This window comes from Pseudomonas sp. 8209 (assembly GCF_028682105.1).
Taxonomy (GTDB): domain Bacteria; phylum Pseudomonadota; class Gammaproteobacteria; order Pseudomonadales; family Pseudomonadaceae; genus Aquipseudomonas; species Aquipseudomonas palmensis.
Window position 1 is genome coordinate 65,583 of the sequence record NZ_JANIAH010000009.1, and the last position, 15,306, is coordinate 80,888.

The following is a 15,306-nucleotide window of genomic DNA, read 5'->3' on the forward strand; positions in this document are numbered from 1 at the left end:
CAAGCCGCCCAGTCAATACAAGTTGGGTTCCATCTCCAGCGCGACGCCGAAGCGCGCCAGCACATCAGCCTGAATCCGCTGCGCCAGCGCATGCAACTGCTTGCCACTGGCCTGCCCGTAGTTCACCAGCACCAGCGACTGCAAACGGTGCACCCCGGCATCGCCCTCGCGAAACCCCTTCCAGCCCGCCTGCTCGATCAACCACCCCGCCGCCAGCTTTACCTGACCATCGGCCTGTGGATAACCTACCGCATCCGGATACGCCTCGCGCACGCGCTGCGCCAGCTCGGCGCTCACCACCGGGTTCTTGAAGAAGCTTCCGGCATTGCCCAGCTCGGCCGGGTCTGGCAGTTTTTCGCGACGAATGCTGCAGATGGCATCGCTGACATTCTGTGCGGTCGGCTGACCGATGCCCTGCTCACTCAGCCGCTGGCGTACCGGGCCGTAGTCCAGGTGCAGGTGCTCGGCGCGATTGAGCACGAAGCGAACCCGCAGGATCAGCCAGCGCCCGGGATTACGCTTGAACACACTGTCACGGTAGGCAAAATCACACTGTTCCAGCGCAAACTCGTGCAACTGGCCGGTTTCCCGATCCAGTGCCGTCAGCCCGGCAAACACGTCCTTGATCTCCACGCCATAGGCGCCGATGTTCTGCATCGGCGCCGCCCCGACGGTACCGGGGATCAGGCTGAGGTTTTCCAGCCCCGACAGTCCCTGGGCCAGGGTCCACTGCACGAAGGGATGCCAGGGCTCACCCGCCTCTGCCTCGACCACCACGCGCTGGCCATCATCCGACAGTATCCGCACACCGACACTGGCCATGCGCAGCACCAGCGCCTGGATATCGGCAGTCAGCAGCAGGTTGCTGCCGCCACCGATCACCAGCACCGGCAGGTGCTGTTCGGCTGCGTGCGCCAGCAGCTGGCGCACTTCGTCATCGTTGTGTGCCTGGGCGAAATACTGCGCCTTCACCTCGATTCCGAAGGTGTTGTAAGGCTTGAGTGAAACCTGCGATTGCACCTGCACGCTCATAGCCGGCCCTTCAGCTCGACCACCAGCTTGCTACAAGCCAGCTCAATGAGATCAAGCACCTGTTCGAAGCCCTCTTCGCCGCCGTAGTACGGGTCGGGCACTTCATCCAGCTCACCCTCGTAGCGGCGCAGGAACAGGTCCAGTTCGGCGGTACCGGCAGACGGTTGCAGCGCCTTGAGGTGGCCGAGATTGCTGGTGTCCATTGCCAGGATCAGGTCGTACCGGCTGAAGTCCTGCGCGCTCACCTGCTGTGCACGCTGTGCGGACAGGTCGTAGCCGCGCGCCAGCGCAGCGCGGCGGGTTCGGCTGTCGGGCGGCTTGCCCACATGCCAGTCTCCCGTACCCGCCGAGGCCACTTCGACCTGATCCTCGAGGCCTGCCAGCTTCAACTGATGGCGCAACACGCCCTCGGCCGTCGGCGAGCGGCAGATGTTGCCCAGGCATACGAACAGGACGCGCATCAGGCCTCCAGCAAGCGCCGAACGCGCTCCAGGTCTTCAGGTGTGTCGACGCCCACAGGCGGCGCCTGCAAGGCATCGGCCACGTGGATGCGCACGCCATTCCACAGCGCACGCAACTGCTCCAGCGACTCGGTCTGCTCCAGGCCGCACGGGCCCCAGGCGACGAAGTCCTGCAACAGGCCTGCGCGATAGGCGTACATGCCGATATGCCGGCGATAAGGCACACCCGCCGGCAATTGCTCGCGGCTCTGGGCAAACGCATCACGCGCCCACGGCAAGGGCGCACGGCTGAAGGTCAGGGCCAGGCCGTTGCGGTCGGTGCTCACCTTGACCGCATTGGGGTTGAACAGCACTTCGACGTCTTCGATCGGCTCGGCCAGCGTGGCAATGCCCGCTTCAGGATGCGCCGCCAGGTTGGCCGCCACCTGGTCGATGATCGCCGGGGGAATCAACGGCTCGTCACCCTGCACATTGACCACGATCGCATCTGCCGACAGGCCCAGCTGGGTGGCGACTTCGGCCAGGCGGTCGGTGCCCGACTGGTGGTCCTCACGGGTCAGCAGCACCTCGGCGCCAAACCCCTGGCATGCAGCGACGATGCTCGGGTCATCGGTGGCAATCACCACGCGGGTGGCGCTGCTTCTGCGCGCCTGCTCCCAGACGTGCTGCACCATCGGCTTGCCGGCAATCGACAGCAATGGCTTGCCCGGCAGACGGGTGGAGCGCAGACGTGCTGGAATCACAACGGTGAAATCCAGGCTCATTTGTCCAGGCGCTCGTCATCGGTCAGGGTTCGGGCTTCGCTCTCGAGCATCACCGGGATACCGTCACGAATCGGGTACGCCAGGCCGGCCCCCTTGCTGATCAGCTCGGTCTTGTCGGCGCTGAGCTTGAGCGGGCCTTTGGTGATCGGGCAAGCAAGGATGTCGAGCAATTTGGTGTCCATGGATATTCCTCAGGCCTGTGGCCGGAAAAAGAAAATGTCAGGGCTGGCGAGGCCCGGGCAGCAGACGCGCCAGCTGCGCGTCGAGCCAGGCCACGAAGGCCGGCGAAGGCAGTGCGTCGACCGCAAGATACCACCAGTCATCGGCGGCGAAAGCACGGCATTTCACCGCATCCTTCTCAGTCATGACCAGCGGCAATGACGGGGTGAAGCTCAGGGCCTGGGCGTTGTACGCCGCATGGTCGGCAAACGCATGCGGCACAGGCTGCCAGCCCAGCCCCTGCAGGGTGTTGAAAAATCGCTGAGGGTTGCCGATGCCGGCCACCGCGTGCAATGCCTGTCCCGGCGCAAAATGCTCCAGGCCTCGTCGCTCGCCGCTGCGCAGGTTGACCAGTGCCGTAGGGGCCAGGGTGAAGGCAAAGCCATCATCACGGTCGCTGAGGGCGCCGTTGTAGAGTACGGCGTCCACTTCATCCAGGCGCTCCACCGGCTCACGCAACGGCCCGGCAGGCAGGCAGCGGCGATTGCCGAGGCCTCGGGCCGCGTCGATCAGCACCAGCTCGAGATCACGCGCCAGGCGGTAGTGCTGCATGCCGTCGTCGCACAGGATCAGGTCCAGCGGCTCGGCGTCGAGCAAGGCGCGCACGGCCTGGCTGCGATCGGGGTCGATCATCAGCGGCACGCCGGTGCGCTGCACGATCAGCAAGGGTTCGTCACCGGCCTGTTCGGCCGGTTGATCGGCACGCACGCGCCACGGCAGTTGCGGCGCAGTGGCCCCATAGCCTCGGCTGACCACCCCCACGCGCAGGCCGCGCTGGCGACAGTGCTCGATCAGAAACAGGATAAGCGGGGTCTTGCCGGTGCCACCCACGGTGATGTTGCCCACCACCAGCACCGGCACCGGTGCGCGATAGATGTCGCCCTGCCCGGCCAGAAAACGCTCGCGCTTGCCCCGCACCACCCGGCGATACAGGGCCTCGAGCGGGCGCAACAATACCAATGCCGGGTGGCCGGCATACCAGGCATGCAACAGGCGATCGGCAAGCGCCATCAAGGTGTCCCCTGGGCGGCCTCGACCGTGGTCATGCGCAACTGGCTGAAGCCGAGCTTGCCAGCGGCATCCATGGCGGTGACCACGGCCTGGTGCGGAGTCTTGCCGTCAGCGCTGATCGACAGCGGCATCTTGGTGTCGCCCTGTGATTCCTTCTGCAGGGCCTCGGTCAGGGTGCCCAGGTCGCTCTTGGGCAACAGGTGGTTGTTGACCGAGTACACGCCTTCGGCGCTGATGGTGATTTCCAGCTGCTTGGCCTCGGCGTCGGGCGCCGGAGCGCCGCTGACCGCCTCGGGCAGTTCGACACGCAACTGGGTTTCACGGGTGAAGGTGGTGGTCACCACGAAAAACAGCAGCAGGATGAACACCACGTCGATCAGCGAAGCGAGGTTGATGTCCACGGTCTCCCGTGGCTTGCGCCGGAATTTCACGCCTTGCCCTCGCTCAGGTCGACATCACGGTCCCCCTGGACCACTTCCACCAGCTTGATGGCCTCCTGCTCCATGCCCACCACCAGCTCATCGATGCGCCGTTGCAGGAAACGATGGAAGAATACCGCCGGGATACCCACCATCAGGCCGGCTGCGGTGGTGATCAACGCCTTGGAGATCCCCCCCGCCAATACCGAGGCATTGGTGGTCATGCCGGACCCGGTGAAGGCACTGAAGATATCGATCATGCCCAGCACGGTGCCCAGCAGGCCCAGCAGCGGCGCCATGGCCGCGATGGTGCCCAGTGCGTTGATGTAGCGCTCCAGCTCGTGGATGACACGGGCGGCGGCTTCCTCGATGCACTCCTTCATGATTTCGCGACCATGGCGGGAGTTGGCCAGGCCTGCGGCCAGGATCTCGCCCAGCGGCGAGTCGGCGCGCAGGGTCTTGAGCTTCTCGCTGGTGAGCTGTTTGTCCTTGATCCAGCGCCACACCTGGCCGAGCAGGTGCGGCGGGGTGACACGACTGGCGCGCAGGGTCCACAGGCGTTCGGCGACGATAGCCATGGCAGCGATGGAACTCAGAATGATCGGCAGCATCATCCAGCCACCGGACTTGACCAATTCCCACACAGTAGCGACCCCCTCGAAAAAGTCCGCCACTTTACCATAGGGGGCCACGGGGCCGAACAGCGTCATGTCGGCTCCCGCCAGAAGCGCCGCTGGCTGCGTTGCCCGACCGCCTGGCCAAAGCTGCCCAGCACCAGGCGCACCGCCCCGTGCAGGGCGCTGTCGTGCACGGTGATACCCAGCGCCTGGTAACGCGCCATCACCTGTGCGTGCGGATGCCCGAATGCATTGTGGCGCCCTCGCGAAATCAACACGCCCCGTGGCCGGGTTCGCTCGAGAAAGGCCTGGCTCGACGAGGTGCGGCTGCCATGATGGGGCGCCTGCAACCAGTCGACCGGGCCGGCTGTCGACTCGCGCAGCCAGGCGCGCTCGGCCTGGGCATCGATGTCACCGGTAAGCAGCAGGGTTTCCCCGCCGGCATCCACGTGCAACACACAGGAGCGCTGATTGCTGTCGCCGGCCTGCTGCCAGCGCCACAGGCTGAAGAGCACGCCATCCCACTGCCATTGCTCGCCACTGGCGCAGGCCTGGGCCTGCAGTTGCCCGGGCAGCTCATCCGGGTCGCCGCCCACCACACGCACCAGCGGCACGCTGCGCTGCACCGCCAGGGCGCCGCCGGCATGGTCGGCATGGGCATGGCTGATCAGCGCCAGGTCCAGCTCGCGCACCCCCAGCTTGCGCAGAGTCGGCACGACCACCCGCTCACCCAGGTCGCTGCCACGGGTGGCCGGGCCTGCGTCATACAGCATCGCATGGTGACGGGTACGCAGCACCAACGCCTGGCCCTGGCCGACATCCAGCTGCCACACCTCCAGTTGCCCATGGGCGATCTCGTTGCGAGGCGCACAGCCGGCCAGCAGCAGCAAGGGCCAGCCCAGCACCCGCATCGGCAGCCCGCCCGGCAACAGCAGCAGTACCGCGCCACCGCCCACCATCAACCATGCCCATATCGGCAAGGCGACCGGTGTCCAGGCCGGTTGCCAATGTGCCACCTGTGCCAGTGTCCAGAACAAGGCTGCCAGCGAACCTCCAGCCAGCCACAACAGGGCCTCCCCCAGCAACGGGAGCCCCTGCAGCAGTGTGCCGGCCAGCGCCAGGGGCAACACCGCGATACTGACCCAGGGCACCGCAACCAGATTGGCCAGCGGTGCCGAGAGACTGATCGGCAGCCCCAGCGCCAGCAGCACCGGCAACAGGCCGATCGCGATCAGCCATTGGGCCCGGCACCATGCCAGCCAGGGGTTCCAGGCCCCCAGCCGGCCGCCGAACACATACACCAGCACCGCCACCGCTGCGAACGACAGCCAGAACCCCGGCTGCAGGCTGGCCAATGGCTCCACCAGCAATACACCGTTGAGGGCAAGCAGCAAGGGAATCCAGGCCCCAAGGTGGCGAAAACGCAGGCGCCACAACAGCACCACCGCCAGCATGATGCAGGCGCGTCGTACCGGTACCTGAAAGCCCGCCATCAAGCCGTACGCCAGGGCCGCCGCAAACGCCAGGCCGCACGCCCAGGGTAGCCAGGGCAGCGCCCTGGGCCATGCCCCCACACGTGCCAACCCGGCCACCAGGCCGTACACCAGACCGGCCAGCAAGCCGATGTGCTGACCGGAAATCACCAGCAGGTGCACCGTGCCGGTTGCCTGGAGCACCTGCCAGTCCTCCTGTGCCAGCGCCCCGCCGTCACCCAGCACCAGCGCCGCCAGCGCGCCTTCGCGCCCATGGGCCTGAGCCCCGAGCAGGCGTTGGCGCACCGAATCACGCCACGCATGGCTGGCCGGGGCCAGTCGTTCACCTGCCCTTACACGGCCGGTGGCACCGATTCGCCGGGCCAGCATGGCGGCTTCCTGGTCAGGCCCATGGGGGTTGAGCAGGCCGGAGGGGCGCTGCAGCTGTACCGCCAGGCGCCAACGCTCGCCACTGTTGACCGGCGGCCCGCCAAACCAGCTCAGGCTCAGCCGCTGCGGCAACTGGGCGCGGCGTGAGGAGGCTTCGGCCAGCTCGAAACGCACCGAATGTGGGCCCTGCTGCGCCAGGCCCACTACCCGACCTTCCAGCCACAGGGTGCGCCCCTCCAGCTCGGGCCGGAGTCGATCGTCCAGCGCCCATTGCGCCGAGCAACAGGCCCAGGCAAAACCAAGCAAGAACAGACCGGGCACTGCCCATCGACACACCAGGCATAACATTCCCGTCATGCCGATGCCCCAGAGCCAGCCGACCGACGGCAAGGCAGGTAGCACGTTGAGCGCCAACAGCCCCAAGGCCAGCGCCAACATCCTTGTGCGCATGGGTAAAGCTCCTGAGCAGATCTCACCCCAGAGGCTTAGATCACCCAGGCCCGCACCTTGCTTATTAATTGTCACAAAGTCTGAATTGGCGCTGTTTACAATCCGTGCATACTGGCCACTTCAGAACGCCGAGAGCCCACATGCCGCGTCGACTTTTCAAACGCTACATGCCAGATCCGACGAGCATTCGGGAACATAAATCCTTACGCTTTCTCGGCCGGCTGCTGCACGACCCCAACCTCTGGCACCTGAATCGCCATTCGGTGGCACGGGCCATGGCCGTAGGCCTTTTCGCAGCCTTCATCCCTATCCCGATGCAGATGCTGCTGGCCGCCAGCCTGGCGGTTCTGTTGCGCGGCAACATGCCCATCGCCGTCAGCCTGGTGTGGCTGACCAACCCCATCACCATGCCGCCGGTGTTCTACTGCACCTACCAGGTGGGGGCATGGCTGATGCAGATACCGCCACGCACGCTGCCCGAGGAACTCACCTTCGAATGGATCACCGACCAGTTGTCGACGCTGTGGCAGCCCTTTCTGCTGGGCTCGGTGGTGTGCGGCGTGCTGCTGGGGGCGCTGGCCTACTGCCTGACCATGCTCTACTGGCGCTGGTGGGTGGGCAGGCAGTGGCGCAGGCGCAAGCAGAAATCAGCTGCGCATTCCTCGCCCGCTGACCAGTAGGCGCACGCAGCCGATGTACAGCACCGCGGTGGCCACCAGCATGAAGGTGATGGCCACGCCGATGCGGATGTCCGAGACGCCCAGGATGCCGTAGCGGAACGAGTTGACCATGTGCAGCACCGGGTTGGCCAGCGACACGGTCTGCCAGAATGGCGGCAGCAGGGTGATGGAGTAGAACACCCCACCCAGGTACGTCAGCGGCGTGAGCACGAAGGTCGGGATGATCGAGATGTCATCGAAGTTGCGCGCAAACACTGCGTTGATGAAGCCCAGCAGCGAGAAGATCGTCGCGGTCAGCACCACCACCAGCACCGTCACGCCCAGGTGATGCACCTGCAGATGGGTGAAGAACAGCGACAGCAGGGTCACGATCACTCCCACCGCCAACCCGCGCAGCACGCCGCCCAGGGTGTAGCCGATGAGGATGGTGTGCGGCGACACCGGCGACACCATCAGCTCCTCGATCGAACGCTGAAACTTGCTGCCGAAGAAACTCGACACCACGTTGCCGTAGGAGTTGGTGATCACCGACATCATGATCAGGCCCGGCACGATGTACTCCATATAGGTGAAGCCACCCATGTCGCCGATCTGCCGGCCGATGAGGTTCCCGAAGATCACGAAGTACAGCACCATGGTGATCGCCGGGGGCAGCAGGGTCTGCGGCCAGATCCGCGTGAACCGCCGCACTTCTCGATAGACGATGGTATTGAGGGCAACCAGGTTGGCGCGCAGTTCCGAACTCATACCGCCACCTTCGCCAGGTTTTTTTCCACCAGGGACACGAACAGCTCCTCGAGACGATTGGTCTTGTTGCGCAGGCTCAGCACCTCGATGTTCTGCAGGGCCAACTGGCCGAACAGCGCGGTGATGCCCACGTCCTTGTCCACCTGCACTTCCAGGGTGTGCGGGGTGATCAGCCGGCACGGGTAGCCGGCCAGTTGCGGCGCCTGGGCCAGGTCATGCTTGAGGTCGAGCAGGAAGGTCTCCACATGCAACGTGCCCAGCAACTGACGCATGCTGGTGTTCTGCACGATGGTGCCGTGGTCGATGATGCCGATGTTGCGGCACAGCTGCTCGGCCTCTTCCAGGTAGTGGGTGGTCAGGATGATGGTGATGCCCTTCTGGTTGAGCTCGGTCAGAAAGCTCCACATCGAACGGCGCAGCTCGATGTCGACGCCAGCGGTAGGCTCGTCGAGGATCAGCAGGCGCGGTTCGTGGATCAGCGCGCGGGCAATCATCAGGCGGCGCTTCATGCCGCCGGACAGCGAGCGCGATGGCACGTCACGCTTGTCCCACAGGCCCAGCTGGGTCAGGTACTGCTCGGCGCGCTCCCTGGCCACCTTCATCGGGATGCCGTAGTAACCCGCCTGGGTCACGACGATATCGAAGGTCTTTTCGAACTGATTGAAGTTGAACTCCTGGGGCACCACGCCGATGCAGCGCTTGAGCGCGGCTGGCTCTCGGTCCAGGTCATGGCCGAACACATTCACCGTGCCGCTGGTCTTGTTGACCAAGGTCGAGAGAATGCCGATGGTGGTGGATTTGCCGGCGCCATTGGGGCCGAGCAAGGCGAAGAAATCACCTTCGGCGACATCCAGGTCGATGCCCTTGAGGGCCTGGAAGCCATTGCCGTAGGTCTTGGTTAGCTGCCGAATGGACAGAGCAGAACTCATAGCAGGTCTACACACCAGGTTGAAGGGTTCACAAGGCAGGCGGTCAGACAGGGCCGACCGCGACGAATGTGGCCATGGTGCTTGCCCAGGCCACGCAAGTACAGTGAAGTGTATCGATATTGACTATCAGGGTAATCGACAGGTTCAGGTCAGCGCGGTCATTACCGCCGCCTGGTAGGCCGGCCGTTGCCTGAGGCGCTCGTACCACGCACGCAGGTGCTTCATTTCCGGACGCTCGATGGGCATCTCGAACCAGGCATACACGAAGCAGCCCAGCGGGATGTCGCCCATGCCGATCGCTTCCCCCGACAGGTAGGGTTGCGTGGCCAGGGCCTGATCGGCGATCGACAGCAGTTCGGCGCATTGCTTGTGCGCGGCGTTGATCTGCACCCAGTCCTGCTGGTCAGACGGGGTACGCAGGATGCCCCAGAACAACGGGCGAAATGGCGTAGCCAGCGATGACGTGGTCCAGTCCATCCACTTGTCTGCGCTGGCCCGGGCCGCCGGGTCGGCGGGGTACCAGTCAGTGTTTGGGGCATACCGGCCACACAGGTAGCGCACGATGGTATTGGATTCCCACAGCACCAGCTCGCCATCCTCGATCATCGGCACCCGGCCGTTGGGGTTGAGGGCACGGTAGTGCGGCTCGTCGACCACGCCGAACTCGCCACCGGCATCGATCGACTGGTAGTCCAGGCCCAGCTCCTGGGCGCACCACAGCGCCTTCCTGACGTTTGACGAGTTCTTGCGTCCCCAGATCTTCAGCATGACGACTCCTGACATAGGCGGTGGGCACTCAGTCTACCCGAGCTGGCGAGGCTGACAATCGCTGGCCCGCGGCCCGAAAACGCGAACTTCCACAGGTCACGTCCTGTCACTGTTCTGACGGGTTGTTTGGCACAGGCGGTCTAAGCTCTGTCGGATAGCTATTTCTGGAGCTCACGGAGGAAAGCATATGTTGCTGTTGTGGTTAGTGGTGCTGGTGGTCGGTATTGCCTACCTGGCGCACCGGCGGGTTGCCCCCCTGCCCGCACTGGGCGTGGTTGCCGTCTACCTGGTGGCGATGGGCGCATTCAGCCATGCCCCCGGCTGGCTGTTGACGATCTTCTGGCTGCTGCTGGTGGCCACTGCCGTGCCCCTGGTGCTGCCCGATCTGCGCCGCAAATGGCTGACTGCCCCGCTGTTCGGCTGGTTTCGCAAAACCTTGCCGCCGATGTCGCAGACCGAGCGCGAGGCCATCGATGCCGGCACGGTCTGGTGGGACGGCGAGCTCTTCAGTGGCCGCCCCGACTGGAACACCCTGCTGGCCTATCCCAAGGTGCAACTGAGCGCAGAAGAGCAAGCCTTCATCGACGGGCCCACCGAGGAGCTCTGCGCCATGGTCAGCGACTGGCAGATCGGCCAGGACATGGACCTTCCCGCCGAAGCCTGGGCGCACATCAAGACCCATGGCTTCTTTGCCCTGATCATTCCCAAGGAATACGGTGGCAAGGGCTTTTCCGCCTTCGCTCATTCACAGGTCGCGATGAAACTGGCCACCCGCAGCGGCGACCTGGCCTCCACCGTGATGGTGCCCAACTCGCTCGGCCCGGCCGAACTGCTGCTGCACTACGGCACCGACGAGCAACGCAACCATTACCTGCCCCGCCTGGCCCGCGGTGACGACATCCCGTGCTTCGCCCTCACCGGTCCGCTGGCCGGCTCCGACGCCGGCGCCATGCCCGACACCGGGGTCATCTGCAAGGGCCAGTGGCAGGGCGAGGAAGTACTGGGCCTGCGCCTGAACTGGGAGAAGCGCTATATCACCCTGGGCCCGGTGGCGACGCTGCTGGGTCTAGCGTTCAAGGCCTACGACCCCGATCACCTGCTGGGTGACAAGGAGGAGCTGGGTATCAGCCTGGCTCTCATCCCGACCGACACCCCAGGTGTCGAGATCGGTCAGCGCCATCTGCCGCTGGGCGCCGCGTTCATGAACGGCCCCAACAGCGGCAAGGACGTGTTCGTCCCGCTGAGTTTTCTGATTGGCGGGCAGGAGATGCTCGGCAAGGGCTGGATGATGCTGATGAACTGCCTGTCGGTGGGACGCTCGATCTCCTTGCCGGCAGTCGGTACCGGTGCCGCCAAGTACACCAGCCTGGTAACGGGCCAGTACGCACAGGTGCGCGAGCAGTTCAACGTACCGCTGGCCGCGTTCGAGGGCATTCAGGAGGCTCTGGCCCGCATCGGCGGCAATGCCTGGCTGATGGACAGCGCACGCATGCTCACCGCCAACGCGGTGGACCTGGGTGAAAAACCCTCGGTGCTGTCGGCGATCCTCAAGTACCACCTCACCGAACGGGGGCGCGAATGCATCCAGCACGCCATGGACGTGCACGGGGGCAAGGGCATCATCATGGGCCCGAACAACTACCTGGGTCGCAGCTGGCAGGGGGCACCGATCTTCATCACCGTCGAGGGCGCCAACATCCTCTCGCGCAACCTGATGATCTTTGGCCAGGGGGCGATTCGCTGCCACCCGTTCGTGCTCAAGGAGATGGCCCTGGCAGCACGTGAAGACCACGACCAGGCGCTCAAGGAGTTCGACGCCCTGCTGCTCAGGCATGTGGGCTTCGCGGTGGGTAACGCGGCCAGCACGCTGGTCCTTGGGTTGGGCCTGGGGCGCTTTGAAAAGTCACCCGGCGATGCATTGAGCCAGGGATACTTTCGCGCACTCGATCGCCAGGCGGCGGCCTTCGCCCTGCTGGCCGACCTGTGCATGATGCTGCTCGGTGGCGAGCTGAAACGCCGTGAGCGCCTGTCGGCGCGCCTTGGCGACGTATTGAGCAACCTGTACCTGGGTTCGGCAGCCCTCAAGCGCTACCACGATCTCGATTCGCCCGAGTACCTGCGGCCGCTGTTGCGCTGGGCCATGGAAGAAAGCCTGGGCCAGGCCGAAAAAGCCCTGGACCGCCTGCTCGACAACTTCCCCAATCGGTTCCTCGGTGGCGCGCTGCGCCTGGTGGTGTTCCCGTTCGGGCCCCGTCATACCGGCCCGTCGGACGAACTGGATGCCGAGGTTGCTGCGCTGCTGGGTCGCGCCAAGGGTGATCCGGCACTCGAACAACTGCTGGCTGGCTGCTATCGCCCCACCGATGCAAGCGACCCGGTGGGCGCGTTGCAACAGGCCAGCGACCTGCTAAGGGCCAGCGCCCCGCTGCACAAGAAGCTGCACCAGGCCCACAAGGGCGGCCAATTGGCGCCGGCTCCCGGCGAATCGCTGATCGACGCAGCCTTGCACGCCAACACCTTGCAGGCCGGCGAAGCTCAAAGCCTGCACGAGGCCGAAGCCGCACGGCGCCGTGTGATCGACGTGGATGCGTTCAGCAAGGACGAGCTGCTGCCCACCGAGGGCAAGGTGCGCTGAGCATCACTCCAACGGGACATCGGGCGCGGGGAGCCTTATACTCCCGCGCCCGATTTTGCTCTAGAGGATCGCCCGCATGGCCAACGCCACTGCTCAACTGGAATACCACCTCGCCCTGCTCACCCACCTGCGCACCATCCTTGCAGCCCTGGGTGAGGCCGAACAGGTACCGGAAGAAAGCCACGCGCTGTTTCTGGAGCGTTTCGACGACCTGATGCAACAGTTGCCGGTCGACCCGGAGAGCACCTACCTGGGTCAGGACCTCATCTGCCAGGTTATCCAGCGCTACCCGCAGATCGCGCACCTTATCCCCCGCGACCTGCTGTGGTTCTTTGGCGGCGATTGCCTGCACTACATGCCGGAAGAAGAACTGGCCATGTACCAGGAGCTGGAAGAACGCCGCTACGAAGCCGAGCAGAACGACGAACCGTTCGACTGGAACCAGGAGAAGCAGTTGTTGAGCATGTCGGGCGACGACAGCAAGCACTGACACATTTGCTACGCATGGCCTGCTACCCATCCTCAAGCGCAGCAAAAGTGCGACATGTCTGCGCTGATAGGCTGGCCATTTCCCAGGCAAGACATAAGGGGAGAGCTGCCAGATTGACGGCCTTGCAACAGCAAATTTTTATCGAAACAAAAAACGCCGTTCACATGAACGGCGTTTTTTCAGCTGGAAGGCGTCAATGAAGTGATTCGCCACCTCCACAGCGCTGCTGATAGATCCAATCGACTATGTCGTCGTCAGGCGTGTATCCACTGACCATTTCCAGCAACAAGGCTCGAATGCGCGGATAGTCATCGGCATCAACCGCGGCGTTCATCTTGGCAAGTATCGCCTTGAGCGCCTCCCAGGTGAGGTGTTCCTCATTGGCACACATGATCATGGGATGCTCGGTGGAGTTGACGTTCTCACCGATCAGTAACTCTTCGTACAGCTTTTCACCGGGGCGCAATCCGGTGAATTCCAGTGCAATATCCCCAGTCGGATTCTTGTGACTACGCACGCTCATACCAGAGAGATGGATCATCTTTTGCGCCAGATCAGCGATAAGCACCGGCTGGCCCATGTCCAGCACAAACACATCTCCACCCTGTCCCATCGAGCCCGCCTGAATCACCAACTGCGCGGCTTCCGGAATAGTCATGAAATAGCGAGTAATCTTGGGATGCGTCACGGTAACCGGGCCACCCGTGCGGATCTGTTCATGGAAACGTGGAATTACCGAGCCGGAAGAACCCAGCACATTTCCAAAGCGCACCATTGTGAAGCGTGTCTTATTGACGTGATGCACAGCCTCATCATCCCCAAAAAGCACCGGTGCCTGCTCGTGGCTGAGAGCCTGCAAGATCATTTCCGCTACACGCTTGGTACTCCCCATCACATTGGTCGGGCGCACAGCCTTGTCAGTGGAAATCAGCACGAAATTGGCCACCCCTGCCTTCACCGCCGCCTGGGCCGTATGCAGCGTACCGAAAATATTGTTCAGCACTCCCTCGGAGACGTTGTGCTCCACCATCGGCACATGCTTGTAGGCAGCCGCATGATAGATCGTCTCCACACCCCAGGTGTGCAGAACATCGAGCATGCGGGACGGGTTTCGAATCGACCCCAGGATAGGAATCAGTCTGGTAGGCAGTGACTCGCTGGAGATGCGTCGCTCCAGCTCCATGTGCACCGCGTACAGATTGAACTCGCTGTGTTCAAACAGCAACAATACGCGCGGCTGGCTGAACAGGATCTGCCGACACAGCTCCGAACCGATCGAACCTCCCGCCCCGGTTACCATCACCACCTTGTCACGAATACATTGCTGGAACAGGGCCTGCAGTGGCGGAACCGATTCTCGCCCGAGCAGGTCGCTGATATCCACCTCCTGGATATCCTCCACCTTGACCCGCCCGCTGGCCAGATCCATGAAACCGGGCACGCTGCGCACGTGCAGCGGGAAAGACTCGAGCGCCAACAGAACCTCACGTCGACGCGCCCGGGTCGCCGAAGGGATCGCCAGCAAGATCTGGTGTGCACCGGTTTCGTCCAGCATCTGCTGAATATGCTTGGCTGAATACACCCGCAACCCGGCAATTGCACGATTGTACAAGCTGGGGTCATCATCGATGAATGCCACCGGGCGTATAACCCGACCTAACCGCAGGGCAGCGACCAGCTGATTGCCCGCCGCACCTGCGCCATATACCGCGACCTTGGGCAGACAAGCGTCCCTGTTTCTCAAGCGCAAGGGGGAGCCTGGGGAAAACCATTCACCGATAAAGTACTGGCGCAACCCAAGGCGTACGCCACCGATCAGAAAAATGCTCAGCCACCAGTAGTTGAACACCATCGAACGGGGCAATGGCTTGGGTGCGTCAACGTGCCAATAGATGGACAGCGCCAGAAGCAATGCAGAAATGGACACAGCCTTGACGATGGCGATCAGCGCATCGTTCCCCATGTAGCGCATCACCACCCGATACAGGCCAAAGCACCCGAACAGCGGAATGGCAAACAGCGGAGCGAGGGCAAACAACCAGGCATGTTTGCCAAACACATCGATTTCGTCCGCATCGCCAAGGCGCACCACAAAAGCCAGCCACAACGAGACCCACACAAGTACGACATCCGCCAGTACAAGAATGATCCGTTTCTGCTTACGGGGCAGATCAATCAAGCGACGCCGCATCTGTTCAGCAAGCCTCAACACCACAACACTC

General features: G+C 63.6%; 15 protein-coding genes. 3 read left to right on the forward strand and 12 right to left on the reverse strand.

Annotated features, from left to right (window positions below; translation table 11 throughout):
* Positions 1-12 precede the first annotated feature (12 nt).
* From murB to NP552_RS19795, 8 genes are all read right to left on the reverse strand, one after another.
* On the reverse strand, positions 13-1,032 hold the full coding sequence (gene murB / locus NP552_RS19760; RefSeq protein WP_043862886.1) for a UDP-N-acetylmuramate dehydrogenase: 1,020 nt from the start codon (positions 1,030-1,032) through the stop codon (positions 13-15).
* Positions 1,029-1,493, reverse strand: coding sequence for a low molecular weight protein-tyrosine-phosphatase (locus NP552_RS19765; protein WP_054915815.1), 465 nt, complete (start codon positions 1,491-1,493; stop codon positions 1,029-1,031). The genes murB and NP552_RS19765 overlap by 4 nt, the downstream gene beginning before the upstream one ends.
* Positions 1,493-2,257, reverse strand: a complete 765-nt coding sequence (gene kdsB / locus NP552_RS19770; protein ID WP_043862888.1) for a 3-deoxy-manno-octulosonate cytidylyltransferase — start codon at positions 2,255-2,257, stop codon at positions 1,493-1,495. The genes NP552_RS19765 and kdsB overlap by 1 nt, the downstream gene beginning before the upstream one ends.
* Entirely contained in the window at positions 2,254-2,439 is a 186-nt protein-coding gene (locus NP552_RS19775; protein WP_003247142.1) for a Trm112 family protein, read from the reverse strand. The genes kdsB and NP552_RS19775 overlap by 4 nt, the downstream gene beginning before the upstream one ends.
* Positions 2,440-2,476: 37 nt before the next feature.
* Entirely contained in the window at positions 2,477-3,487 is a 1,011-nt protein-coding gene (lpxK, locus tag NP552_RS19780; protein ID WP_043862889.1) for a tetraacyldisaccharide 4'-kinase, read from the reverse strand.
* Positions 3,487-3,918, reverse strand: coding sequence for an ExbD/TolR family protein (locus tag NP552_RS19785; protein ID WP_054915817.1), 432 nt, complete (start codon positions 3,916-3,918; stop codon positions 3,487-3,489). Before NP552_RS19785 ends, lpxK begins: the two co-directional genes overlap by 1 nt.
* Complete coding sequence (locus tag NP552_RS19790; protein WP_162484877.1) at positions 3,915-4,550, reverse strand: MotA/TolQ/ExbB proton channel family protein; 636 nt, start codon at positions 4,548-4,550, stop codon at positions 3,915-3,917. The genes NP552_RS19785 and NP552_RS19790 overlap by 4 nt, the downstream gene beginning before the upstream one ends.
* Before the next feature lie 62 nt (positions 4,551-4,612).
* Positions 4,613-6,835: a DNA internalization-related competence protein ComEC/Rec2 gene (locus NP552_RS19795; protein ID WP_185061887.1), complete on the reverse strand. Its 2,223-nt coding sequence runs from the start codon at positions 6,833-6,835 to the stop codon at positions 4,613-4,615.
* Between the two features lie 140 nt (positions 6,836-6,975).
* On the opposite strand from NP552_RS19795, the gene NP552_RS19800 reads away from it, so the two are divergent.
* Positions 6,976-7,515: a DUF2062 domain-containing protein gene (locus NP552_RS19800; protein ID WP_274097071.1), complete on the forward strand. Its 540-nt coding sequence runs from the start codon at positions 6,976-6,978 to the stop codon at positions 7,513-7,515.
* On the opposite strand, the gene NP552_RS19805 is transcribed toward NP552_RS19800, so the two are convergent.
* The 3 genes from NP552_RS19805 to NP552_RS19815 all read right to left on the reverse strand — a co-directional run bounded on the left by NP552_RS19805 (position 7,483) and on the right by NP552_RS19815 (position 9,959).
* Complete coding sequence (locus NP552_RS19805) at positions 7,483-8,262, reverse strand: ABC transporter permease (RefSeq protein WP_058541067.1); 780 nt, start codon at positions 8,260-8,262, stop codon at positions 7,483-7,485. The two genes, NP552_RS19800 and NP552_RS19805, sit on opposite strands and share 33 nt — an antisense overlap.
* Positions 8,259-9,191 (reverse strand): ABC transporter ATP-binding protein, encoded by a 933-nt coding sequence (locus NP552_RS19810; protein ID WP_043862894.1) that lies wholly within the window; start codon positions 9,189-9,191, stop codon positions 8,259-8,261. Before NP552_RS19810 ends, NP552_RS19805 begins: the two co-directional genes overlap by 4 nt.
* 144 nt (positions 9,192-9,335) lie before the next feature.
* Positions 9,336-9,959: a glutathione S-transferase gene (locus tag NP552_RS19815; protein ID WP_100634415.1), complete on the reverse strand. Its 624-nt coding sequence runs from the start codon at positions 9,957-9,959 to the stop codon at positions 9,336-9,338.
* Positions 9,960-10,146: 187 nt separating this feature from the next.
* Between NP552_RS19815 and NP552_RS19820 the strand changes: the two genes are divergently transcribed.
* Together NP552_RS19820 and NP552_RS19825 are read left to right on the forward strand one after the other, a co-directional pair.
* Entirely contained in the window at positions 10,147-12,594 is a 2,448-nt protein-coding gene (locus tag NP552_RS19820; RefSeq protein ID WP_274097072.1) for an acyl-CoA dehydrogenase, read from the forward strand.
* A 76-nt stretch (positions 12,595-12,670) separates the two neighbouring features.
* Positions 12,671-13,084 (forward strand): PA2817 family protein, encoded by a 414-nt coding sequence (locus NP552_RS19825; protein WP_043862897.1) that lies wholly within the window; start codon positions 12,671-12,673, stop codon positions 13,082-13,084.
* Between the two features lie 193 nt (positions 13,085-13,277).
* Here NP552_RS19825 and NP552_RS19830 read toward each other — a convergent pair whose 3' ends face one another.
* Positions 13,278-15,275, reverse strand: a complete 1,998-nt coding sequence (locus NP552_RS19830) for a polysaccharide biosynthesis protein (protein ID WP_274097111.1) — start codon at positions 15,273-15,275, stop codon at positions 13,278-13,280.
* Between the last annotated feature and the right edge of the window lie 31 nt (positions 15,276-15,306).

Coding starts and splice junctions, on each gene's coding strand:
- murB (WP_043862886.1), bottom strand. CDS start 1,032: ATGAGCGTGCAGGTGCAATCGCAGGTTTCACTCAAGCCTTACAACACC.
- NP552_RS19765 (WP_054915815.1), bottom strand. CDS start 1,493: ATGCGCGTCCTGTTCGTATGCCTGGGCAACATCTGCCGCTCGCCGACG.
- kdsB (WP_043862888.1), bottom strand. CDS start 2,257: ATGAGCCTGGATTTCACCGTTGTGATTCCAGCACGTCTGCGCTCCACC.
- NP552_RS19775 (WP_003247142.1), bottom strand. CDS start 2,439: ATGGACACCAAATTGCTCGACATCCTTGCTTGCCCGATCACCAAAGGC.
- lpxK (WP_043862889.1), bottom strand. CDS start 3,487: ATGGCGCTTGCCGATCGCCTGTTGCATGCCTGGTATGCCGGCCACCCG.
- NP552_RS19795 (WP_185061887.1), bottom strand. CDS start 6,835: ATGCGCACAAGGATGTTGGCGCTGGCCTTGGGGCTGTTGGCGCTCAAC.
- NP552_RS19800 (WP_274097071.1), top strand. CDS start 6,976: ATGCCGCGTCGACTTTTCAAACGCTACATGCCAGATCCGACGAGCATT.
- NP552_RS19805 (WP_058541067.1), bottom strand. CDS start 8,262: ATGAGTTCGGAACTGCGCGCCAACCTGGTTGCCCTCAATACCATCGTC.
- NP552_RS19810 (WP_043862894.1), bottom strand. CDS start 9,191: ATGAGTTCTGCTCTGTCCATTCGGCAGCTAACCAAGACCTACGGCAAT.
- NP552_RS19815 (WP_100634415.1), bottom strand. CDS start 9,959: ATGCTGAAGATCTGGGGACGCAAGAACTCGTCAAACGTCAGGAAGGCG.
- NP552_RS19820 (WP_274097072.1), top strand. CDS start 10,147: ATGTTGCTGTTGTGGTTAGTGGTGCTGGTGGTCGGTATTGCCTACCTG.
- NP552_RS19825 (WP_043862897.1), top strand. CDS start 12,671: ATGGCCAACGCCACTGCTCAACTGGAATACCACCTCGCCCTGCTCACC.
- NP552_RS19830 (WP_274097111.1), bottom strand. CDS start 15,275: ATGCGGCGTCGCTTGATTGATCTGCCCCGTAAGCAGAAACGGATCATT.